This is a genomic window from Pseudomonas sp. UBT (assembly GCF_050915955.1).
GTDB classification, from domain to species: domain Bacteria; phylum Pseudomonadota; class Gammaproteobacteria; order Pseudomonadales; family Pseudomonadaceae; genus Aquipseudomonas; species Aquipseudomonas antarctica_A.
The window spans coordinates 1,468,082-1,490,426 of record NZ_CP168079.1 but is presented as its reverse complement, the minus strand read 5'-3'; the positions used below and the strand labels follow the sequence as shown (position 1 = coordinate 1,490,426).

At 60.1% G+C, this 22,345-nt stretch carries 18 protein-coding genes; 12 read left to right on the top strand and 6 right to left on the bottom strand.

Annotated features, from left to right (window positions below; genetic code table 11):
* Nucleotides 1-138 precede the first annotated feature (138 nt).
* The 3 genes from ACDZ94_RS06820 to secB are packed head-to-tail and all read left to right on the top strand — an operon-like array spanning nucleotide 139 to nucleotide 1,330.
* Nucleotides 139-552 (top strand): rhodanese-like domain-containing protein, encoded by a 414-nt coding sequence (locus tag ACDZ94_RS06820; protein WP_064450252.1) that lies wholly within the window; start codon nucleotides 139-141, stop codon nucleotides 550-552.
* Nucleotide 553: 1 nt separating this feature from the next.
* Nucleotides 554-808: a glutaredoxin 3 gene (gene grxC, locus ACDZ94_RS06815; protein ID WP_064450253.1), complete on the top strand. Its 255-nt coding sequence runs from the start codon at nucleotides 554-556 to the stop codon at nucleotides 806-808.
* A 42-nt stretch (nucleotides 809-850) separates the two neighbouring features.
* A complete protein-coding gene (secB, locus tag ACDZ94_RS06810) occupies nucleotides 851-1,330 on the top strand; it encodes a protein-export chaperone SecB (RefSeq protein ID WP_064450254.1) in 480 nt (159 codons plus the stop codon).
* Nucleotides 1,331-1,449: 119 nt separating this feature from the next.
* Here secB and ACDZ94_RS06805 read toward each other — a convergent pair whose 3' ends face one another.
* Nucleotides 1,450-1,905 (bottom strand): tRNA (cytidine(34)-2'-O)-methyltransferase, encoded by a 456-nt coding sequence (locus ACDZ94_RS06805; protein WP_065930799.1) that lies wholly within the window; start codon nucleotides 1,903-1,905, stop codon nucleotides 1,450-1,452.
* Between ACDZ94_RS06805 and ACDZ94_RS06800 the strand changes: the two genes are divergently transcribed.
* Entirely contained in the window at nucleotides 1,904-2,344 is a 441-nt protein-coding gene (locus ACDZ94_RS06800; RefSeq protein ID WP_407015932.1) for a hypothetical protein, read from the top strand. The two genes, ACDZ94_RS06805 and ACDZ94_RS06800, sit on opposite strands and share 2 nt — an antisense overlap.
* A 626-nt stretch (nucleotides 2,345-2,970) precedes the next feature.
* On the opposite strand, the gene ntrC is transcribed toward ACDZ94_RS06800, so the two are convergent.
* The 3 genes from ntrC to ACDZ94_RS06785 all read right to left on the bottom strand — a co-directional run bounded on the left by ntrC (nucleotide 2,971) and on the right by ACDZ94_RS06785 (nucleotide 6,413).
* Nucleotides 2,971-4,407: a nitrogen regulation protein NR(I) gene (gene ntrC / locus ACDZ94_RS06795; protein ID WP_008435682.1), complete on the bottom strand. Its 1,437-nt coding sequence runs from the start codon at nucleotides 4,405-4,407 to the stop codon at nucleotides 2,971-2,973.
* The gene (gene glnL / locus ACDZ94_RS06790; protein WP_056860661.1) at nucleotides 4,404-5,489 is read right to left on the bottom strand and encodes a nitrogen regulation protein NR(II); all 1,086 of its coding nucleotides are present in this window, start codon (nucleotides 5,487-5,489) and stop codon (nucleotides 4,404-4,406) included. Before glnL ends, ntrC begins: the two co-directional genes overlap by 4 nt.
* 387 nt (nucleotides 5,490-5,876) lie before the next feature.
* Nucleotides 5,877-6,413 carry a chorismate mutase gene (locus tag ACDZ94_RS06785; protein WP_432751228.1) on the bottom strand — a complete coding sequence of 179 codons (537 nt, stop codon included), beginning with the start codon at nucleotides 6,411-6,413 and terminating at the stop codon, nucleotides 5,877-5,879.
* A gap of 429 nt (nucleotides 6,414-6,842) precedes the next feature.
* On the opposite strand from ACDZ94_RS06785, the gene ACDZ94_RS06780 reads away from it, so the two are divergent.
* The gene (locus ACDZ94_RS06780; protein ID WP_064450258.1) at nucleotides 6,843-7,082 is read left to right on the top strand and encodes a DUF6124 family protein; all 240 of its coding nucleotides are present in this window, start codon (nucleotides 6,843-6,845) and stop codon (nucleotides 7,080-7,082) included.
* 68 nt (nucleotides 7,083-7,150) lie between these two features.
* Here ACDZ94_RS06780 and glnA read toward each other — a convergent pair whose 3' ends face one another.
* Nucleotides 7,151-8,557: a glutamate--ammonia ligase gene (gene glnA / locus ACDZ94_RS06775; protein ID WP_017138628.1), complete on the bottom strand. Its 1,407-nt coding sequence runs from the start codon at nucleotides 8,555-8,557 to the stop codon at nucleotides 7,151-7,153.
* A 333-nt stretch (nucleotides 8,558-8,890) separates the two neighbouring features.
* Here glnA and thiI point away from each other — a divergent pair, with 333 nt between their 5' ends.
* Nucleotides 8,891-10,345, top strand: a complete 1,455-nt coding sequence (thiI, locus tag ACDZ94_RS06770) for a tRNA uracil 4-sulfurtransferase ThiI (protein WP_221293720.1) — start codon at nucleotides 8,891-8,893, stop codon at nucleotides 10,343-10,345.
* Nucleotides 10,346-10,484: 139 nt separating this feature from the next.
* Nucleotides 10,485-12,305, top strand: a complete 1,821-nt coding sequence (gene typA, locus ACDZ94_RS06765; RefSeq protein WP_064450260.1) for a translational GTPase TypA — start codon at nucleotides 10,485-10,487, stop codon at nucleotides 12,303-12,305.
* A 358-nt stretch (nucleotides 12,306-12,663) separates the two neighbouring features.
* On the opposite strand, the gene ACDZ94_RS06760 is transcribed toward typA, so the two are convergent.
* Nucleotides 12,664-13,098 (bottom strand): YkgJ family cysteine cluster protein, encoded by a 435-nt coding sequence (locus tag ACDZ94_RS06760; RefSeq protein ID WP_064450261.1) that lies wholly within the window; start codon nucleotides 13,096-13,098, stop codon nucleotides 12,664-12,666.
* 236 nt (nucleotides 13,099-13,334) lie between these two features.
* Here ACDZ94_RS06760 and ACDZ94_RS06755 point away from each other — a divergent pair, with 236 nt between their 5' ends.
* From ACDZ94_RS06755 to ACDZ94_RS06735, 5 genes are all read left to right on the top strand, one after another.
* On the top strand, nucleotides 13,335-15,785 hold the full coding sequence (locus tag ACDZ94_RS06755) for a glycogen/starch/alpha-glucan phosphorylase (protein ID WP_064450262.1): 2,451 nt from the start codon (nucleotides 13,335-13,337) through the stop codon (nucleotides 15,783-15,785).
* 170 nt (nucleotides 15,786-15,955) lie between these two features.
* Nucleotides 15,956-19,492 carry a DUF2339 domain-containing protein gene (locus ACDZ94_RS06750; protein WP_432751227.1) on the top strand — a complete coding sequence of 1,179 codons (3,537 nt, stop codon included), beginning with the start codon at nucleotides 15,956-15,958 and terminating at the stop codon, nucleotides 19,490-19,492.
* The gene (locus tag ACDZ94_RS06745) at nucleotides 19,492-20,835 is read left to right on the top strand and encodes a DUF3999 domain-containing protein (protein ID WP_432751488.1); all 1,344 of its coding nucleotides are present in this window, start codon (nucleotides 19,492-19,494) and stop codon (nucleotides 20,833-20,835) included. The genes ACDZ94_RS06750 and ACDZ94_RS06745 overlap by 1 nt, the downstream gene beginning before the upstream one ends.
* Before the next feature lie 96 nt (nucleotides 20,836-20,931).
* Entirely contained in the window at nucleotides 20,932-21,942 is a 1,011-nt protein-coding gene (locus tag ACDZ94_RS06740; protein ID WP_053253909.1) for a class 1 fructose-bisphosphatase, read from the top strand.
* Nucleotides 21,943-22,086: 144 nt separating this feature from the next.
* Nucleotides 22,087-22,341 (top strand): hypothetical protein, encoded by a 255-nt coding sequence (locus ACDZ94_RS06735; protein WP_017849914.1) that lies wholly within the window; start codon nucleotides 22,087-22,089, stop codon nucleotides 22,339-22,341.
* Nucleotides 22,342-22,345 lie beyond the last annotated feature (4 nt).

The window sequence follows — 22,345 nt, the reverse complement described above, 5'->3', positions numbered from 1 at the left end:
GCGGTAATAAAGGAAGGCAATCTAAAAGGGAGTAGCAGTTTAAAGCGAAGTTCCGACCACGTCACCGCTTTACGGGGGTTGGCCGCCCCTGACGGCTGTGTATACTTACCGCCATTTTAACGCCCTGGAACCTCCTTGATGGTTGATCACCTGATTGCATTTGCCACTGCCCACTACCTGCTCGCGGGTGCCTTCGTCATCCTGCTGGCGCTGCTGATCGCTCATGAAATGAGCCGCGGTGGCCGCAGCCTGAGCACGTCGGAGCTGACCGCGCTGGTCAACAAGGATGAGGCCGTTGTCGTGGATATTCGCCCGGTCAAGGATTTCGCTGCCGGTCATATCGTCGGCGCACTGAACATTCCACAGGACAAGCTGATCGCACGCCTGGCCGAGCTGGAAAAATACAAAGCCAAGACCATTATTCTGGTCGACGCCCAAGGCCAGCACGCCGGCACCCACGCCCGCGAGATGCTCAAGGCCGGTTTCACCGCCGCCAAACTGTCCGGTGGTATCGGCAGCTGGAAGGCCGATAACCTGCCGCTGGTGAAGTGATATGAGCCAGGTTGTCGTGTATTCCAGCGATTATTGCCCCTACTGCATTCGGGCCAAGGCCCTGCTTGAGAAAAAGGGCATTGCCTTCGAAGAGATCAAGGTCGACGGCAAGCCGCAGGTGCGCGCCGAGATGACCAAAAAAGCGGGACGCACTTCCGTGCCGCAGATCTGGATCGGCGCCAAGCATGTCGGTGGGTGCGATGACCTGTTCGCTCTGGAGCGCGCCGGTAAACTCGATGCGCTGCTGCTCGTCTGACTCCAAAACCCTAAAAGACCCCAAGATCAAGAAGGATCTGCGATGACTGACCAACAGAACACCGAAGCAGCGCAAGAGCAAGGCCCACAATTCTCGCTGCAGCGGATCTACGTGCGTGACCTGTCGTTCGAAGCGCCGAAAAGCCCGGCCATCTTCCGTCAGGAATGGACGCCAAGCGTTGCGCTGGACCTGAACACCCGTCAAAAGGCACTGGAAGGCGACTTCCACGAAGTCGTGCTGACCCTGTCGGTCACCGTCAAGAACGGCGAAGAAGTCGCTTTCATCGCTGAAGTGCAACAGGCTGGTATCTTCCTGATCCAGGGCCTGGACGAAGCGTCCATGAGCCACACCCTGGGTGCGTTCTGCCCGAACATCCTGTTCCCGTATGCCCGTGAGACCCTGGACAGCCTGGTCACCCGTGGCTCGTTCCCTGCGCTGATGCTGGCTCCGGTGAACTTCGATGCCCTGTACGCTCAAGAGCTGCAGCGCATGCAACAGGAAGGTTCGTCGACCGTTCAATAAGTCGATGCGCTAAAAATGTGGGAGGGGGCTTGCCCCCGATTGCGGTGTGTCAGCTGAATAGGTGTTGGCTGACCCACTGCTATCGGGGGCAAGCCCCCTCCCACATTTGTTATGCGGTGTTATTTGAAACCGAGCTGGCGCCAGCCTTCGTAGACGGCAACAGCCACGGTGTTGGACAGGTTCAAGCTGCGGCAGCCCTCGCGCATCGGCAAGCGCAGGCGATGGCCCTCGGGCAGTGCGTCGAGCACCTCGGCCGGCAGGCCTCGGCTTTCCGGGCCGAACAGGAAGGCGTCGCCTTCGGCAAAGCTGGCATCGTGAAATGGCCGCGAACCCTTGGTGGTGAACGCGAACAGCCGTGGGTGGCCCAGGCTTTCCAGGCAGCTTGCGAGGTCGGCGTGGCGCTTGAGAGTGGCGTACTCGTGGTAGTCCAGCCCGGCGCGGCGCAGGCGCTTGTCGTCCATGTCGAAGCCCAGGGGCTCGATCAAATGCAGGTGGCAGCCACTGTTGGCGCACAGCCTGATAACGTTGCCGGTATTCGGCGGAATTTCTGGTTGAAAAAGGATGACGTGAAACATGCACGGCTCCGAAGGCAAAGATGCGCTGCATTCTACCCCCGAAGATGACCCAAGACCGAAGCTATTGCCGAAGGTCATGGGCTCATTGGTGATTGTCGGTTTGATGATCGGCCTGATGATCGGCCGCCTGACCACCCCCGACCCGGTTGAGTTGCAGCAGGTAGAGACAGCTGCGGACAGCGTGGTGGTGTGGTTCAACAGCGAGCCCAAGCTGCACGGCGAACATATCGACGGCACCGTGGCGCTGCTGTTCGACGCGCAAGGCAACGCCGCCAGCGGGCAACTCAAGGTCAATGACAACGATGTGAATTGGCGCATCCGCAAGACCGATGGCGGCTTGCTGCTGAACCTGGTGGCGGCTCGGCCGTTGCGCGGGGAGTGGAAAGGCGAGAAGGCCGAGGGCCGCTGGCGGTTGGAGATCCTTCTCCGAGAGCAATAAAAGAGGGAATTCCCGGCCTGCCTGTACCAAGGTTCCCAAAACGGGCTGGGGCTATGGGCGCTGCGCCGCATAAGCCCCGGGTGTAAAGAAGGGAGTTCCCGGCCTGCCTGTACCAGGGCTCCCAAAACGGGGTGAAGCCTTACAAGGCTTCGGTATTAAAGAGGGAATCCCCGGCCTGCCTGTACCGAGGTTCCCGAAACGGGTGTGGGGCACGACGCAGTTCGCATCAAGCACCCCGGGTGTAAAGAGGGGATTCTCGGCCTGCCTGTACCAAGGTCCCCGAAACTGGGTAGTACAAGGGTTATTGCAGGGCGCGTGCCAGAGTTTGCAATGTGTGCCAAAAAAAATTTCCAGAATGCGCAAAGCCCCGGAATACGGGGCTTTGGTGTTTTTGCGATTTGATTTTTTCTTGATTCGGCGGGTGTTTCAGGCTGGCTGGATGTGCGCGATGCTAGTTCATGGTGCATTGAAGCGGTGCACAGTCCTGGAACTTTGTGGAGATCCAAATGTGGGAGCGGGCTTGCTCGCGAAGGCGGTGTGTCAGTCAATACATCTGCTGACTGACACACCGCCTTCGCGAGCAAGCCCGCTCCCACAGGGGATCTTCAGTGGATCAGGAAGAGGTGTTAAGCCTCATCACCCTCATCATCATCCCCGCCATCCACCTTCATCCCCAGCTCCTTGATCTTGCGCGTCAGGGTATTGCGGCCCCAGCCGAGCAGCACAGCGGCGTCGCGGCGGCGGCCGGCGGTGTGCTTCAAGGCGGTTTCGATCATGATTCGCTCGAAGGCCGGTACGGCGCTGTCCAGCAGGTTCGACTGGCCGCGTGCCAGGGCCTGGTCGGCCCATTGGCGCAGCGCCTGCTCCCAGTTGGTTACCGGTGCCGAGTCCTGCGGCAAGCTCAACAGCTCCGGCGGCAGGTCGCTGATATGCACCTCACGCCCGGATGCCATTACCGTGATCCAGCGGCAGGTGTTCTCCAGCTGGCGCACGTTGCCCGGCCATGGCAGGTTCTTCAGGTATTCCTCGGTCTCGCTTTTGAGCAGCTTCGGCTCGACGGCCAACTCTTGGGCGGCGCGGCTGAGGAAGTGGCGGGCGAGGGTCGGGATGTCTTCGCGGCGGTCCGACATGCGTGGGATATGAATACGGATCACGTTCAGACGGTGGAACAAGTCCTCACGGAATTTGCCCGCGTGCACCAGGGTTTCGAGGTTCTGGTGCGTCGCCGCGATGATGCGCACGTCGACCTTGACCGGCGTGTGCCCGCCAACGCGGTAGAACTCGCCGTCGGCCAATACGCGCAGCAAGCGGGTTTGGGTGTCGGCCGGCATATCACCGATTTCATCGAGGAACAGCGTGCCGCCGTCCGCCTGTTCAAAGCGGCCACGGCGCAGGTTGGCGGCGCCGGTGAACGCGCCTTTCTCATGGCCGAACAGCTCGGACTCCATCAAGTCCTTGGGAATCGCCGCCATGTTCAGCGCGATAAACGGCGAGGCCGCCCGTGGGCTGTGACGGTGCAGTGCATGAGCCACAAGCTCTTTACCGGTACCCGACTCGCCGTTGATCAACACGGTGATGTTGGAGTGGCTCAAGCGCCCGATAGCGCGAAACACTTCCTGCATCGCCGGCGCTTCGCCGATGATTTCCGGGGTGCGGGTCAGGGCGGGAGGGGCTTCCTGGTTCTGCTGTTCCTGGGCGTGCTGGTTGGCGCGCTTGACCAGCGCCACCGCCTCGTCCACGTCGAATGGCTTGGGCAGGTACTCAAAGGCGCCGCCCTGATAGGACGCGACAGCGCTGTCCAGGTCCGAGTGGGCGGTCATGATGATCACCGGCAGGCGCGGGTGCTGCTCGCGGATGCGCGCCAGCAAGTCCAGGCCACTGGCGCCGGGCATGCGGATGTCGGAGATGATCACGTCCGGCTGTTGACGCGCCAGGCGGCTCATCACCCCGTCGGCGCTGTCGAAGCTTTGGGTGGTCATGCCTTCCTGTTGCAAGGCTTTCTCGAGGACCCAGCGGATAGAACGGTCGTCATCGACGATCCAGACGGTTTCACTACGGCTCATGTCGATGGGGCTCCTTGTTCCAGAGGCAGAAAGATCGAGAACGTGGTGTGGCCAGGATGGCTTTCACATTCGATCAAACCCTGGTGCTGGCTGATGATGTTCTGGGTAATGGCCAGGCCCAGCCCGGTACCGTCCGGGCGGCCGCTGACCATGGGAAAGAAGATGGTTTCCTGCAATTCCGCAGGTATGCCCGGGCCGTTGTCGATGATCTCGACTTTGGTCACCAGGCGATGGCGCACATGGCCGATCGTGAACTGGCGCAGGGCGCGGGTGCGCAGGCTGATGCGGCCCAGGCGCAGCTCGTTCTGGCTGCTGATGGCCTGCATGGCGTTGCGCACGATATTGAGCACCGCCTGGATCATCTGCTCGCGGTCGATCAATACATCGGGAATGCTCGGGTCGTAGTCGCGTACGAGGGTGATGCAGCCCTGGCTTTCGGCTTCCACCAACTGGCAAACGCGCTCCAGCACCTCGTGCACGTTGGTCATGGCCAACGATGGCAACTTGTTGGAGCCGAGCATGCGGTCCACCAGGTTACGCAGGCGGTCGGCTTCCTCGATGATGACGTTGGTGTAGTCCTTGAGGTGCTCCTCCGGCAGTTCGCGCGCGAGCAGTTGCGCCGCGCCGCGAATCCCGCCCAGCGGGTTCTTGATTTCATGGGCCAGGCCGCGCACCAGCATCTTGCTGGTTTCCTGCTTGGACAGCTGCGCTTCTTCTTTGGTGATGCGCAGCAAGCGGTCGCGGGGGTGCACTTCGAGCAACAGCAATGTCGCGCCGTTGCTCAGGATCGGGGTCACGGCGTAGTCGACGGTCAGCGTCTGGCCGGTAAGGGCGGTGAGCATCGCTTCACGCTTGGTGAACGGGTGTGCCTGTTCCACCGCCTGGCGCAACGAGCTCAAGGCTTCGGCCGACTCGGTGAACAATTCGCTGATGAACTGCCCATGGCTGCGCTGGCCGCTGATGGCCAGGAGCATCTCCGCCGCCGGGTTCATGTACTCAAGACGCAGGTCGTCATTGAGCAGAATGGTCGCGGTGGTCAGGTTGTCGAGTAACAAACGGTGCAGTGCATCGCTAATGGTCATCAGGACCTCTTTTGGAGCAAGGCGCGGGCTTGAGGCACACGCTGATACAAGGAAAATGCAAAAACCAAACCAAGGCTCCGAAAAGAAGCGTTAAAGCCCTGAAATAGGGGTTTAAGGCGCGAAACTGTGGCGTTCTGCCAGCTTGTTCGGGAAGAATCGAACCAAAATGGGCTGGCCAGGTGTGAAGCGTGCAGGCTATCGCACCAATATAGTGCGGTTTTGTGAAAGTTGTTCAGGAAGGCTTGGAAGGCGCAACTGAATGCACCGAGTCCAAATGTGGGAGCGGGCTTGCTCGCGAAGGCGGTGTGTCAGTCAACACATGTATCGACTGATTCGCCGCCTTCGCGAGCAAGCCCGCTCCCACAGTTTTGATTGGGTTTGCAGGCTTTAACCTTTGTAGATGCACAGCTCGGCGGTGGCGCGGATCATTGCCAGTTGGCGCAGCGGATCATTCTGCGGCTCATGCACGGCGGTGGCCAGCCATTGGGGGCACTGTGGATCGGTGCGCTGGGGGGTAAAGTCAGCCAGTTGCTGGAGCAGGCGTTTTTGCAGTTGGTCCAGTTGCGGGCGAATTTGTTTTACCAGGTCTGGGCGCGGGTCGTCGGGCGCTTTGCCTTGGAACTGCCAGTCGGATAGATGGGTGTATTGCACCAACTTATTGGCTTCGATCTGCGCCGAGAAAAATTGCTCGGCGGCGGCGGGGTCCAGTTTGTAAGTAGGCGCCTGGGCGACGACGCTGGCGATCACTTCCTGTTCGCGCTTCTTGTCCTCTACGGGCTTGTGGCTGTCCCATTTGCTCAGGGCCACCTGGTCGGCGATCTCCAGGCGTTCGGCGATGCTGTTGAGCAGAGGCTCCAGCGTGGGCGGCGCGGCGCTGGCTGTGGCGCAGGCGAACAACAGGGCGAATGCAAGTTTATGTTTCAACGTAGATCTCCTTGTGGGAGCGGGCTTGCTCGCGAAGGCGGTGTGTCAGTCACCCGATGCATTAACTGATATACCGCCTTCGCGAGCAAGCCCGCTCCCACATTTTGATTGGGTTTGCAGATTTCTGGCAGTGTCAGCCAGAGGCTACCTTAGCTTGCGTGCTTGCCTACAGGTGAGCCAGAATCCGCCGGCTTGTACGGCTAGCTTGTCGTCTCTAAGGTTGCTCGGTCGCTGCTCATCAGCGATCAGGTTTAGTAGCCTGAGGGTTAAGTTAAGTCGTACCACTCCGACCTTCATGGCGGCTGTGCGTAGGGCACCTTCGGGTGCGCCGGCTTTTGCTTAACTTCCCCGGTCTACTAACCTGCGCATAGCTGCCACCCTATCGTTTAGTAGCGAGTCGATGGCGGCCTCATTCGAGGAAGTTAAGACATGTTCAAAGCAAACCCAAATCCACCTCCATCCGTCTTCACCGTCGATCCCGGCAGCGATGACGAGTCCCTGCTGGTCAACAGCTTCGAAGCCTTCTCCTCAGTCAGCACCTTGTTGCTTGATTTGTCCGAGGCGCTGGAAGGCAAACACCGCGATACCGTACTGGCGATTCATCAGCTCAGTGCTCTCGGCACCTTGATGGTTGGAAAAATGCTCGACCGCCACGCCCCGGCTCGCTAAACGCAAGGCAAAAAAAGACCTCCCGAAGGAGGTCTTTTCGTCACGCCACGTTAAGCGGCGCTACCGGATCAGCAGCTGTAGTACAGCTCGTATTCCAGTGGGTGTACGAAGGTGCGTACTTTGATTTCTTCTTCGCTTTTCAGCTCGATGTAGGCATCGATGAAGTCGTCGCTGAATACGCCGCCTTTGGTCAGGAACGCGCGGCCCTTGTCCAGCTCTTCCAGGGCTTCTTTCAGGCTGCCGCACACTTGTGGGATCTCTTTGGCCTCTTCAGGCGGCAGGTCGTACAAGTTTTTGTCGGCAGCGTCGCCAGGGTGGATCTTGTTCTGGATACCGTCCAGGCCAGCCATGACCAGGGCCGCGAAGGCCAGGTACGGGTTGGCTGCCGGGTCCGGGAAGCGAGCTTCGATACGGCGAGCGCGCGGGCTGGACACGTAAGGAATACGGATCGAGGCGGAGCGGTTGCGCGCCGAGTAGGCCAGCATTACCGGTGCTTCGAAACCTGGGACCAGACGCTTGTAGGAGTTGGTCGACGGGTTGGTGAAGCCGTTCAGGGCCTTACCGTGCTTGATGATACCGCCGATGAAGTACAGGGCAGTGTCGGACAGGCCGGCATAACCTTCGCCAGCGAAGGTGTTCTTGCCATCTTTAGCGATGGACAGGTGAACGTGCATACCCGAACCGTTATCGCCATACAGCGGCTTAGGCATGAAAGTAGCGGTACGGCCGTAGGCATCAGCCACGTTGTGTACGCAGTACTTCAGGGTCTGAACTTCGTCAGCCTTGGCAACCAGGGTGTTGAACTTCACGCCGATTTCGTTCTGGCCTGCAGTCGCCACTTCGTGGTGGTGAACTTCGATGACCAGGCCCATTTCTTCCATGGCGTTGCACATGGAGGTACGGATTTCGTGGTCGTGGTCGAACGGCGGAACCGGGAAGTAGCCACCTTTGATGCCTGGACGGTGGCCTTTGTTGCCGCCTTCGATGTCCTGGTCGGACATCCACGAACCCTGTTCGGAGAAGATTTTGAACATGGAGCCGGAGATGTCGGACTTGAACTTGACCGAATCAAAGATGAAGAATTCTGGCTCCGGACCTACGAATACGGTGTCGCCGATACCGGTCGACTTCAGGTATTCCTCGGCGCGCTTGGCGATCGCACGTGGGTCGCGGTCGTAGCCTTGCATGGTCGAAGGCTCGATCACGTCGCAGACGATGATCAGGGTTGGGTCTTCGGTGAACGGGTCGAGAACGGCAGTGCTGTCGTCCGGCATCAGGATCATGTCGGAAGCTTCGATGCCTTTCCAACCGGCAATGGAGGAACCGTCGAACATTTTGCCTTCTTCGAAGAAAGCATCATCCAGCGCGTCGCGAGCCGGCATGGTCACGTGGTGCTGAGTACCTTTAGTGTCCGTGAAGCGCAGATCAATCCATTTAACGTCATGATCTTTGATGAGTTGAACCGACTTCGACATGGTGTCCTCCGGGTGGCTTCGGGCTGGATAGTGGAGTTAGCCCTTAGAATGTGGGTGATGCCGGCGCGAATACTCGACCAAGGCAACCTGCCTCACAAGAGAGCAAATTGCATGCCAGTGCGCCAACATGGCCTTTTTGCCTCAAAATCGCCCCTATAACGGTGCAATCCGCTGAAACGGAATAAATCACGCACTGCAATGTAGCGCTAATTCACATAAATGACCCGTTTTGGTGCGTGCTGCGTGTGATGCATATTAACTGGTTAAACCTTGAGCGATTTCCGCTATAATCCGCGCCCCCCTTTTTCAGCAGGCCCGGCGCGCGCTGTTTCCATGAAATTAATCGTTAAAGTGTTCCCCGAAATCACCATCAAAAGCCGACCGGTACGGATGCGTTTCATCCGTCAGTTGGCCAAGAACATCCGTGCCGTGCTCCGTGACCTGGACCCGGCTGTGGTGGTGAATGGCGTGTGGGACAACCTCGAGCTGGAAACCCGTATCACCGATGCCAAAGCCTTGAAGGACATGACCGAGCGCCTGAGCTGCATGCCGGGCATCGCGCATTTCCTGCAGGTGGATGAGTACCCGCTGGGCGACTTCGACGACATCACCGAGAAGTGCAAACAGCACTTTGGCAATGAGCTTGAAGGCAAGATTTTTTCGGTGCGCTGCAAGCGCGCCGGCAAGCACACCTTCAGCTCCATGGACGTCGAGAAATACGTTGGCAGCAAGCTGCGTCGCGAGTGCGGCGCCGCCGGAATTTCCCTGAAAGCGCCGCAAATTGAAGTGCGCATGGAAATTCGCGACCAACGGTTGTTTGTGATTCACAGCCAGCACAACAGCATCGGCGGCTACCCGCTGGGTGCCCTGGAACAGACCCTGGTGCTCATGTCCGGCGGTTTCGATTCCACGGTAGCGGCCTACCAGATCATGCGCCGCGGCCTGATGAGCCACTTCTGCTTCTTTAATCTGGGCGGGCGTGCACATGAATTGGGCGTGATGGAAGTCGCGCACTTTATCTGGAAGAAGTACGGCAGCTCCCAACGCGTGCTATTTGTAAGCGTGCCGTTCGAGGAAGTGCTGGGCGAAATTCTCGGCAAAGTCGATAACAGTCATATGGGCGTAGTATTGAAGCGTATGATGTTGCGCGCTGCGTCCCGAATCGCCGATCAGTTGCAGATCGACGCGTTGGTGACCGGTGAAGCGATCTCCCAGGTCTCCAGCCAGACGCTGCCGAACCTGTCGCTGATCGACTGCGTGACCGAGAAGCTGGTGCTGCGCCCGCTGATTGCCAGTCACAAGCAGGACATCATCGACCTGGCCGAAGAAATCGGCACGGCGGATTTCGCCAAGCACATGCCTGAATATTGCGGGGTCATCTCGGTGAACCCCAAGACCCACGCCAAGCGCAACCGCGTGGAGTACGAAGAACAACAGTTCGACATGGCGATTCTGGAGCGTGCGCTCGAGAACGCTAAAATGGTCCCGATCGATCGCGTAATCGAAGAATTGGGCCAAGACGTGCAAATCGAAGAAGTCAGCGAAGCCCTGGCCGGCCAGATTATCGTCGACATCCGTCACCCGGATGCCGCCGAAGATGAGCCGCTGGAAATCGCTGGCATCGACGTGCAAGCGCTGCCGTTCTACGCATTGAACGCGCGTTTCAAGGAACTGGATAACAGCCGTCAGTACCTGCTGTATTGCGACAAAGGCGTGATGAGTCGCCTGCATGCCCACCATTTGCTCAGTGAGGGGCATGCCAATGTGCGCGTTTATCGACCGAGCTAAGAGCCCGGGGCTGTTTGCCTGTGGCCTGCGTCACCGGCCCCCCGACTCTGCCGTCAAGCTGTAACGGCAAGGCCTGACTCTACTGTTAATCGCTGCCACGACCTGTCAGCACACCGAATCCTCTGATCGAGATACACAAGTGATCGAAAATCTACGTAACATCGCCATCATTGCTCACGTTGACCATGGTAAAACCACCCTGGTAGACAAACTCTTGCGTCAATCCGGCACCCTGGAGCGCAACGAGCTCAACGACGAGCGCGTGATGGACTCCAACGACCAGGAGAAAGAGCGCGGTATTACCATCCTGGCGAAAAACACCGCCATCAACTGGAACGGCTACCACATCAACATCGTGGACACCCCGGGCCACGCCGACTTCGGCGGCGAAGTTGAACGCGTAATGTCGATGGTTGACTCCGTTCTGCTGCTGGTTGACGCTCAAGACGGCCCTATGCCGCAAACCCGTTTCGTGACCAAGAAGGCTTTCGAAGCCGGCCTGCGTCCGATCGTGTGCATCAACAAGGTTGACCGTCCAGGCGCACGTCCGGACTGGGTTCTGGACCAGATTTTCGACCTGTTCGACAACCTGGGTGCAACCGAAGAGCAGCTTGATTTCCAAGTGATCTACGCCTCTGCCCTGAACGGTATTGCCGGTCTGGAACACACCGCCATGGCGGAAGACATGACCCCGCTGTACCAAGCGATCGTTGACCACGTTCCACCGCCGAAGGTTGACCGTGAAGGCCCGTTCCAGATGCAAATCTCGGCACTGGACTACAACAGCTTCCTGGGTGTTATCGGCGTTGGCCGTATCGCTCGTGGTAGCGTCAAGCCGAACACCCCGGTTGTGGCTATCGGTGCTGACGGCAAGAAGCGTAACGGTCGTATCCTGAAGCTGATGGGTCACCACGGTCTGCACCGTATTGACGTTGAAGAAGCTTTCGCAGGCGACATCGTGTGCGTAAGCGGTATGGACTCGCTGTTCATCTCCGACACCCTGTGCCAGCCGGACACTGTCGAGGCGATGAAGCCTCTGACCGTTGACGAGCCAACCGTTTCCATGACCTTCCAGGTAAACGACTCGCCTTTCTGCGGTAAAGAAGGCAAGTTCGTGACTTCCCGTAACATCAAGGAACGTCTGGACAAAGAGCTGCTGTACAACGTTGCTCTGCGCGTTGAAGAAGGCGACTCGGCTGACAAGTTCAAGGTTTCCGGCCGTGGTGAGCTGCACCTCTCGGTACTGATCGAAACCATGCGTCGCGAAGGCTTCGAAATGGGCGTTGGTCGTCCAGAAGTGATCATCCGCCAGGTTGACGGCGTGAAGCAGGAACCGTTTGAAGACGTGACCATCGACACCCCGGAAGAATCCCAGGGCAAGGTCATGGAAGAGATGGGCCTGCGTCGCGGCGACCTGACCAACATGGTGCCGGATGGCAAAGGCCGTGTGCGTCTGGAATACAACATCCCTGCTCGTGGTCTGATCGGTTTCCGTAACCAGTTCCTGACCCTGACCAACGGTGCTGGCATCCTGACCTCGATCTTCGATCGCTACGACACCATGAAGTCCGGCGACATGTCCGGCCGTCAGAACGGTGTTCTGGTATCGGTAGAAACCGGTAAGGCACTGACCTACTCCCTGGAAACTCTGCAGGCGCGTGGCAAGCTGTTCGTTGAACACGGTCAAGAGATCTACAACGGTCAGATCGTTGGTCTGAACAGCCGTGACAACGACATGGGCGTCAACCCAACCAAAGGCAAGAAGCTCGACAACATGCGTGCTTCGGGTAAAGACGAAACCATCGCTCTGGTTCCACCAGTGAAGTTCACTCTGGAACAAGCCCTGGAATTCATCCAGGACGACGAGCTGTGCGAAGTTACGCCTAAGTCGATCCGCCTGCGTAAGAAGATCCTGGACGAAGGCGAGCGTACCCGCGCTGCCAAGAAAGCCAAGAACTGAGTTAACTCAGGCTGAATGAAAAACGCCCCCGGTCGAAAGGCCGGGGGCGTTTTTTATGCCTGTAGTTTTTGTGGTGACTGTGCCGGCCTCATCGCGGGCAAGCCCGGCTCCCACATTTTGGATTTGTGAATGCATTCAAATGTGGGAGAAAGCCAAGAACTGAGTTAACTCAGGCTGAATGAAAAACGCCCCCGGTCGAAAGGCCGGGGGCGTTTTTTTATGCCTGTAGTTTTTGTGGTGACTGTGCCGGCCTCATCGCGGGCAAGCCCGGCTCCCACATTTTGGATCTGTGAATACATTCAAATGTGGGAGCTGGCTTGCCTGCGATGAGGCCCTTGAGGGCACTACAAAATCCGGATCAGAACTTGTCGAGCGTCTTGAACGTGGTTTCGCGCACCACTTCCTTCGGCTTGTACGCACAATACCCCGGGCGCGGGCCGATTTTCGGGTGGTTGCGGCAGGTATCCGGGCGCTTGTCATAAATAGTGCAGAAGCGCGTCTTACGATCCAGGTACAGGCAATCGTTGTTGCTCATGCGCTGCAGGGTAAAAATCTCGGATTTGGAGTTGTAGCGCTCGACGATGCCTTCTTTCTGCAAACGCTTGGCGATGTTCTTCGGCGGGTCGCCGCGTTCGAACTCATCGACGATGCCAATGCGGATCAGGTCCTTGATCTTCACCTCAACCGGCAGCGTGCAACAGCTGGACACGCAGCCACCGCACATGTGGGCGGAATATTTCTGCCAAGTCTCGAGACGGTCGAGTTCCGCGGCGGCGATCAGTTGAGGCTTCATCAGGGTTCCAAGGTGGGGCGCTATCTGGGCGCGCGATAATACCGGGATTGATGATTTTTTGAACAGTATTTTGCGGTTTTCAGCCCGAAGGCTGCTCAACCACCGATCGGGCACGACCCCTGCATCAATTTCCCGCAAAGGTGAATGAGTTAAAAAACTGCCGAACGAGCACGTTCACCGTCTGTCAGACCGACTAGGCTCTAGCAACTCCTTCAATCTCGCCCGAGGTCGCACCGATGTCTCAGGAACCGCTTGCACGAGAAGCAGAGGTAGCCGCATTCCGCGATGCTGTCTTGACCAAACTCACTTACGCGGTGGGTAAAGACCCCGACCACGCCTTCGACCACGACTGGTTTGAAGCCATTGCCCTGGCCGCCCGCGACCAGATGGTCGACCACTGGATGGACCATACGCGACGTATTTACCGCAAAGGCCAGAAGCGGGTTTATTACCTCTCCCTGGAATTCCTCATCGGCCGCTTGCTCTATGACAGCCTGAGCAACCTCGGCGTGTTGGAGATTGCGCGCGAAGCCCTGTCCGAACTGGGCGTCGACCTGGAACGCATCCGCCTGCTGGAGCCCGATGCGGCGCTCGGCAACGGCGGCCTTGGCCGCTTGGCGGCCTGCTTTATGGAAAGCATGTCCACCTTGGGCATTGCCGGCCACGGTTACGGCATTCGCTATGAGCACGGATTGTTCCGCCAGGCGATTGTGGATGGCTGGCAACAGGAGCAGACCGAGCGCTGGCTGGACTTCGGCAACCCGTGGGAGTTTGAGCGGGCCGAAGTGATTTACCCGATCGGTTTTGGCGGCAGCGTCGAAACCCTGCCGGACGCCTCCGGCAAGCTCATCCAGGTGTGGACGCCCAACGAAACCGTGCGCGCCGTTGCTTATGACACCCCGGTGGTCGGCTGGCGCGGCGCCAGCGTGAACACCCTGCGTCTGTGGCGTGCACGGGCCGTGGAGGACCTGCACCTGGAGCGTTTCAACGCCGGTGACCACTTGGGCGCCGTCGCCGAAGTGGCCCGCGCCGAAAGCATCTCGCGTGTGCTTTACCCGGCCGACAGCACCGAAGCAGGGCAGGAACTGCGCCTGCGCCAGGAATACTTCTTCGTTTCCGCATCGCTGCAAGACTTGTTGCGCCGCCACAAAAACATGCACGGCTCGGTGCTCAGCCTGGGCGAGCACGCTGCCATCCAGCTCAATGACACTCACCCATCCATCGCCGTGGCCGAGCTGATGCGCCAACTGGTGGACCTGCACGACATCCCGTGGGAAGCCGCGTGGGACGTGACGGTTGAAACGCTTTCCTACACCAACCACACCTTATTGCCGGAGGCGTTGGAAACCTGGCCTGTCGGCCTGATGGAACGCATGCTGCCGCGGCACATGCAAATCATCTACCTGATCAACGCCCAGCACATTGACTCGCTGCGGGCCAAGGGCATCCACGATTTCGACGTGCTGCGCGCGGTGTCGCTGATCGAAGAAGACAACGGCCGCCGCGTGCGCATGGGTAACCTGGCGTTCCTCGGCTCCCATAGCGTCAACGGCGTGTCCGGTTTGCATACCCAACTGATGCGCAGCACGGTGTTCTCCGAACTGCACAAGCTGTACCCGGAGCGCATCAACAACAAAACCAACGGCATCACCTTCCGCCGCTGGCTGTACCAGGCCAACCCCAAGCTTACCGAGATGCTGGTGGAAGCCTTGGGCCCGGACATTCTCGACACCATGGAAACCCGCCTGACGGAGCTGGAAACCTTCGCCGAGAAGCAGGTTTTCCGCAAAGCCTTCGCCGAACAGCGCCTGCACAGCAAGCGCGCACTGGCCGAGATCATTCACGAGCGCCTGGGCATTTCTGTGAACCCGGCGGCGATGTTCGATGTGCAGGTCAAGCGGATCCACGAGTACAAACGCCAGCTGCTGAACCTGCTGCACACCGTGGCCTTGTACCAGGCAATCCGCGCCGAGCCGGGCACCGATTGGGTGCCCCGCGTGAAAATCTTCGCGGGCAAGGCGGCCGCGAGTTATCACCAGGCCAAGTTGATCATCAAGCTGACCAATGACATCGCCCGCACCGTGAACAACGACCCCACCGTGCGCGGTTTGCTCAAGGTAGTGTTCTTGCCCAACTACAACGTCAGCCTGGCGGAAAGCATCATTCCGGCGGCGGACTTGTCGGAGCAGATTTCCACTGCCGGTTTTGAGGCCTCGGGCACCAGTAACATGAAGTTCGGCCTCAATGGCGCGCTGACCATCGGCACCATGGACGGCGCTAACGTGGAGATGCACGAGCGCGTGGGCGCCGAGCATATGTTTATCTTCGGCCTCAGCGCCGAACAAGTGGAAGCCCGCAAGCACGCCGGTGAATTTCACGCCGGGCCGGAAGTGGCAGCCTCCCATCGTCTCAACGATGTGTTGCAAGCGATCCGCGGCGGGGTGTTCTCGCCGGATGATCCGGGCCGTTATGTGGGCTTGATCGACGGCCTGATCGACTACGACCGCTTCCTGGTGTGTGCCGACTTCGACTCCTACTGGGACGCCCAGGCGCGTGTCGAGGCGCATTGGCACGACTCGAAGGCGTGGTGGCGTTCGGCGGTGCTCAATACGGCGCGCATGGGCTGGTTCTCGTCGGACCGGACGATCCGCGAATACGCCACCGAGATCTGGAAAGCGCTCGACTAAGCACCGCAGTAAAAAGTGTGGGAGCGGGCTTGCTCGCGAATGCGGAGGGTCAGTTAACAAATATGTCGACTGGCACCCCGCTTTCGCGAGCAAGCCCGCTCCCACATTAGCCCCGCGTCGATATACTAGGCCCCGGTTTGCCCGCCTCGGGCTGCTTAGGGATATCGACCATGCAATGGATTTTCATGCTGATTGGCCTGGTGCTCGGTTGGACACTCGATGAGTCGTTCACCGATGCCGGCTTCGGTGCGCTGTTGGGGTTGGGCATTGGCCAGGCGATTCGTCTGTCGAGGCTGTCCGCCCAAGCAGACCAGCAAGCTCGTCAGTTAGAGACCACGTCGAAGGCGTTGAACTCGCTGGAGCAGCGCCTGGCGCAGCTGGAAACGCCCAACCCTGCGCCACTGGCGCGCAGTGTGTTTGTCGAACCCCCCATTCCCGAATCGCCTATCCCTGAGCCGAAGGTCGCGGCCAAGGCGCCCGATCTCGTCTGGGAGTTGCCTGCCGAGCTGGCGCCTGTCGCCGTGGTGGCCGAGGCCAGCCAGCCACTGCCGGATGACGTCTGGGCCGCAGCTCCAACGCCGCCACCTGAAGCACCTGCCATTCCCCGAGGCCCCAACCTGATCGAACGGGCCATCAGTGGCGCGCGCAATTGGCTGTTTGGCGGTAACACCGTGCTGCGCGTCGGCGTCGTGCTTCTATTCCTCGGCCTGGCCTTTCTGCTGCGCTACGCCACCGAAGGCGTGGTGGTGCCGATCGAGCTGCGTTACGCCGGCGTTGCCGCCGCCGCCATCGGCCTGCTTGGCCTGGGCTGGTGGTTGCGGCTGCGTAACAGCAATTACGGCTTGATGCTGCAAGGCACCGGCATTGCCGTGTTGTACCTGACCGTGTTCGCTGCGATGCGCCTGCACCCGTTGATCGACCCAGGCGCGGCACTCGGCCTGCTGGTGGCGGTCACGGTGTTCTCGGCGATCCTGGCGATCACCCAGGACGCCCTGGGCCTGGCCTGCGCGGCAGCGTTGGGTGGTTTTGCCGCGCCGATCCTGACCTCTACCGGCGCCGGTAACCATGTGGCGCTGTTCAGCTACTTCGCACTGCTCAACGCCGGCATTCTCGCCATCGCCTGGTTCAAGGCCTGGCGCTTGCTCAACCTGATCGGGTTTGTGGGTACCTTCGGCATTGGTTTCGCCTGGGGCATGCGCGCTTACACGCCGGAACTGCTGTGGAGCACCGAGCCGTTCCTGATCCTGTTCTTCCTGATGTACCTGGCCATCGGGCTGCTGTTCGCCCGGCGCAAACTGCTGGCGATGGGCGACGCCCCTGAAGGCCGTGACGCACTGCTGCGCTGGTCGGCGGCCAAGGGCGATTATGTCGACGGCAGCATGCTGTTCGGCCCGCCGCTGGTGGGCTTTGGCTTGCAGTTCGCGCTGGTGCAGCACCTGGACTTTGCCGCCGCGTTCAGTGCGTTGGGCCTGGGAATTATCTACATGGGCCTGGCCCGGTTGTTGAGGGGTGGGCGCGCCTTGTTGCTGGCGGAAACCTGCCTGGCGCTGGGTGTGATCTTTGCCAGCCTGGCGATTCCCCTGGGCCTCGATGCACGCTGGACGGCTGCCGCGTGGGCGGTGGAGGGCGCCGGGATCTTCTGGCTTGGCTTGCGTCAGCAGCGGCCGTTGGCACGGGCCTTTGGCCTGTTGTTGCAGTTGGGGTCGGCGCTGGCGTTCCTCAGCGAGCTGCGCGTGGGCGCACAGAGCTTGCTCGACGGTGCGCCGTTGGGTGCGCTGCTGCTGGGCGGGGCATTGCTGTTCAGCTTCGCTCAGTTGCGCAAGGCGCCGACTGAACAGGCTGCGGATTGGGAGCGCAAAGGCCTGCCCGTGCTGGCAAGCCTGGGCCTGACCTTTTTGTACCTGCTCGCGCCGTTGCTGTTACTGACCCAAGGCACCGCCATCAGTTGGGCAATAGCCGGTCTGGTCACTCTGTTTATCGGCCTGCGCATCGGCTCGCGTACCTTCCTGTTCACCGCCTTCGCCGTGCAATTGCTTGGCGGGGCGTTGTTCCTGCTGCGCTTGCAAGGCGGCGACGGGGCGGCGGTCTTCAGTGCGGGTTGGTCCGGCTTGTTGACGGCCTCGCTGATCGGCCTCGCCTTGATCGGCGGCATGCTGCTGGCGGCGCGCGACGACAGGGTGCGCAGCGATGTGCGGCTGCTGCGTGGCCTGTCAGTGGTGTTGCTCGCAGGTTTGGTGCTGATCAATCTCGCCGTGCTGTTTGTACTGCCTTGGGAAAGTGCCAGCGGCGTGTGGGCGGCCAGTGGCTTGTTGATCATCTGGCTGAGCCTGTACCTGCAACAGCGTGTCAGCTTCGTGTTTGGATTGCTGCTGCAATTGATCGGCGGCGGCTCGTTCCTGTTGGCGGCGCCGCAGTTGCTCGGGCCGCTGAGCAGCGAAGGCTTGCGCCCCTTGGCGCACAGCGGTTTCTGGACGCCGATGGTGCTGGGCTTGGCCGCGATGGTGGGCGCCTGGCGCTTGCAGCGTGAACCGCATGCGCCGGTGTTTGCTGTGTTGAAGCTGCAACGCCTGTCCGACCTGCTGCTGGTGTGGGGCGCGGCCTGGTGGACGCTGGCGCTGATCGGTGAAGTGTTGCGGTTTATCCCGCAGGAGCTGCAGGGGCCATTTTTGCTCGGCATCGCGGCGGTGAGCGTGGCGATCTGGGCAGTGCTGGCCGAACGTTTGCGCTGGGCGTCGCTGGGCATGCTGTGCGCCTTGCTGATGCCGGCGGCGGGCGTGGTGTTGCTGGTGTCTGCCCATGACTACTACCACCCGGCGGCGCAGTACGGCTGGCTGGCTTGGTTGGCGGTGTTCGTTGTGCATTTCATCGCGCTGCGCCGTTTGGCTGCGCGGGTGCCGGGCAACGTGTTGAGCATCGCTCATGTGCTCGGCTGCTGGATGTTGATCGGCGTGTTGGCGCTGGAGCTGCGTTACGGCCTGCTGTTGCTGTCGAGCGAGTACAACGCCTGGCGCTGGTTGGGTTGGGCGATTCTGCCGAGCCTGTACCTGGTGCTGGCGGCTGCGCCGCGCAGCTGGCCGTGGCCGGTGTCGGCGTATCCGCGTGAATACCGCGTGCTGGCCGCGTTGCCGCTGGCGGTATTGATGCTCGGCTGGTTCTGGCTGGCAAATATCTTCAGTGACGGTACGGCCAGACCGCTGCCGTATGTACCGCTGCTCAACCCGCTGGATCTGGGCCTGCTGTTTGCACTGCTGGGTGTGTATTTATGGTCGCGCAGCGTGGCGCCGCAACGCGGGCCGCGTACTGAGCTGATCGCCCAAGGTGTCGCGGGTATTTCGCTGTTTGCCTTCTTTACGGCATTGGTGATGCGTACTGCCCACCATTGGGCTGGCGTGCCCTTCCAGCTGGATGCATTGCTGGAATCGATGGTGGTCCAGGCTGGTCTGTCGATCGTCTGGACCTTGGTCGCTCTCGGCCTGATGATCGGCGGCCATCTGCGCCATCGTCGCGAAGTGTGGCTGATCGGCGCGGCGCTGATTGCGGTGGTGGTCGCCAAGCTGTTCTTCGTCGAACTGAGCAACCGTGGCGGGCTGGCGCGGATCGTGTCGTTTATCGGCGTGGGCGGGTTGTTGCTGGTGGTGGGCTACTTTGCGCCGCTGCCGCCCAAGCGTGCCGAACCGGTGTTGGAAACTGAAGGAGCATCCTCTTGATCGGTAAGTTGAGCGTAATCGCGGTGGGCGTGTGTACGACGTTGTCGGTGTGGGCGCAGGAAACGCCCGCCGACTTCACCACGCACGTGCCGCTGGCTGTGAGCGGCAACGCCCCCTGGTATCGCCTGGAGCTGCCATTGGCGGTGCAATTGAGTGCGCGTCAGGCTGATCTCAGTGATGTGCGGGTGTTCAATGCCGCCGGTGAGCCCCAAGCCTATGCGCTTTCGCGTCAATCGGCGCAGCGTACTGAAAGCCGCGATGTGGCTGACGTGAAGTGGTTCCCGCTGTACGCCGCCGACACCCGTGAGAACGTGCCGGACGTGGTGATGAAATCCACCGCCGAAGGCACGTTGTTGGAAGTCCGCCCAGCCAAGGCGGGCAAAGAAGTGCTGCGTGGCTGGGTGCTGGATGCCAGCGCGATCAAGGCGCCGTTGCAGCAACTGAGCCTGGACTGGAGCCGTGAGCAGGATGGCTTCCAGCGTTTCAGCATTGAAGCCAGTGATGACTTGCAGCACTGGCAGTCGTGGGGCGATGGGCAGGTGGCACGCCTGTCGTTTGCCGATGAGCGCGTCGAACAGCATGACGTCAGCCTGCCGGGGCAGTCGGCGCGTTACCTGCGTTTGGTGTGGCAGGGCCAGGTCGCGCCGACGCTGACCTCGGCCAAGCTTGTGAGCGCCACAAGCAGCAGCTTGCCGCTGCCGTTGGTGTGGTCACAGCCCTTGTCGGGGACGCGGCTCAAGGCGGGCGAATACAGCTGGCAGCTGCCGACGGGGCTGCATGTCGAGCGCTTGCGCATTGAGTTGAAGCAGCCCAATACGCTGGCGCCGGTAACGTTGGCGGGGCGCCGTGACGCCAATCAAGCCTGGCAGCCGCTGAGCAACGGTTTGTTGTACCGCCTGACCCAAAACGGCCAGGACGTGGTGCAGGACGAATTGCAGCTGCCTGGCCAGGCCGTGGCCGAGCTAAAACTGCAGGTGGATGAGCGCGGCGGCGGCTTGGGCATCGAAGCCCCGGCTTTGCGCTTTGCTGTGCGCGCCACCCAGTTGGTATTCCTGGCGCGGGGTGAATCGCCGTTCACCCTGGCGTTGGGTAATGGCTCAGTCAAGGCAGCGAACCTGCCGTTGTCGACCCTGATCCCCGACTACAGCGCCGAGCGGCTCAAGACGTTGGGTCAGGCCACGGTCACAGGAGAGGTGGTGGTCAAACCCCTCGCCGTTGCCCCATTGCCCGAAATGGGCACCGACTGGAAGAAACTTGGCCTGTGGGCCGTGCTCCTGCTGGGTGTGGCGGCACTGGGGGCGATGGCCTACAGTTTGTTGCGCACGCCAGCGGGCAAACCGTGAACTCTATTGGAGTTAAATCCTCTGATTAGGGGAAATACGCCTCGACTCGCGTTAAACTGCGCGGGTTTATAAGCCCCCCATTCTCCGGAGCCTTACATGTCCCGCGTTACCCTGAGTCGCTATTTGATCGAGCAGACCCGCAGCAACAACACGCCTGCCGATCTGCGCTTCCTTATCGAAGTGGTGGCGCGTGCTTGCAAGGAAATCAGCCACGCCGTGTCCAAAGGCGCACTGGGTGGTGTCCTGGGCAGCATGGGCACTGAAAACGTTCAAGGCGAAGTGCAGAAGAAGCTCGACGTCATCTCCAACGAGATCCTGCTCGAAGCCAACGAATGGGGCGGTCACCTGGCCGGCATGGCGTCCGAAGAAATGGACAATGCCTACCAGATCCCGGGCAAGTACCCGAAAGGCGCGTACCTGCTGGTATTCGACCCACTGGACGGTTCGTCCAACATCGACATCAACGCGCCGGTCGGCACCATCTTCTCGGTACTGCGTTGCCCGAACGAATACCTGAGCCAGAACGAAGCCCTGAACGAAAAGGCCTTCCTGCAGCCAGGCACCGAGCAGGTCGCTGCCGGTTATGCGATCTACGGCCCACAGACCATGCTGGTGCTGACCCTGGGCGACGGCGTCAAAGGCTTTACCCTGGACCGTGAAATGGGCAGCTTCGTGCTGACCCACGAAGACATCACTATTCCTGCCTCCACCCAGGAATTTGCGATCAACATGTCCAACCAGCGCCACTGGGAAGAGCCGGTGACTCGCTACGTCGGCGAGTTGATGGCAGGTGAGGAAGGCCCGTTGAAGAAGAACTTCAACATGCGCTGGGTCGCCGCGATGGTGGCCGACGTGCACCGTATCCTGACTCGTGGTGGCCTGTTCATGTACCCACGTGACAGCCGCGAGCCCTCCAAGCCTGGCAAACTGCGCTTGATGTACGAAGCCAACCCTATGTCGTTCCTGGTTGAGCAAGCGGGCGGCGCGTCTACCGACGGCCACCAGCGCATCCTCGACATCCAGCCTGAAGGCCTGCACCAGCGTGTGGCGGTGTTCCTGGGTTCGAAGGAAGAGGTTGAGCGTGTGACCGGTTACCACAAGAAGTAAAACCTTGCGGTAATTAAAAAGCCCCGAAACGTTTCAGCGTTTTCGGGGCTTTTTTGTTTTCGCTCGTCGGGAACCAGACACCCCTTTTCCCTTCTAAGCTTCTGGCAGATACCCCAGCTGCTTCGTCTCTTCAGGAGCTTTTCCATGTCTTTACGCCGTCTCGCCTTGCTGGCTTTTTGCGTGCTGTTAGCCGCTTGCAGCAAGGTCAATCAAGAAAATTACGCGAAGCTGTCGGCTGGCATGGCCAAGGCCGAGGTTGAGTCGTTGCTGGGCAAGCCGACCGATTGTTCCGGCGCACTGGGTATGTCCAGTTGCACGTGGGGCGATAAAAACAGCTTTATCAGCGTGCAGTACGCCGGTGACAAAGTTCTGATGTTTTCCGGGCAAGGCCTGAAGTAAACCG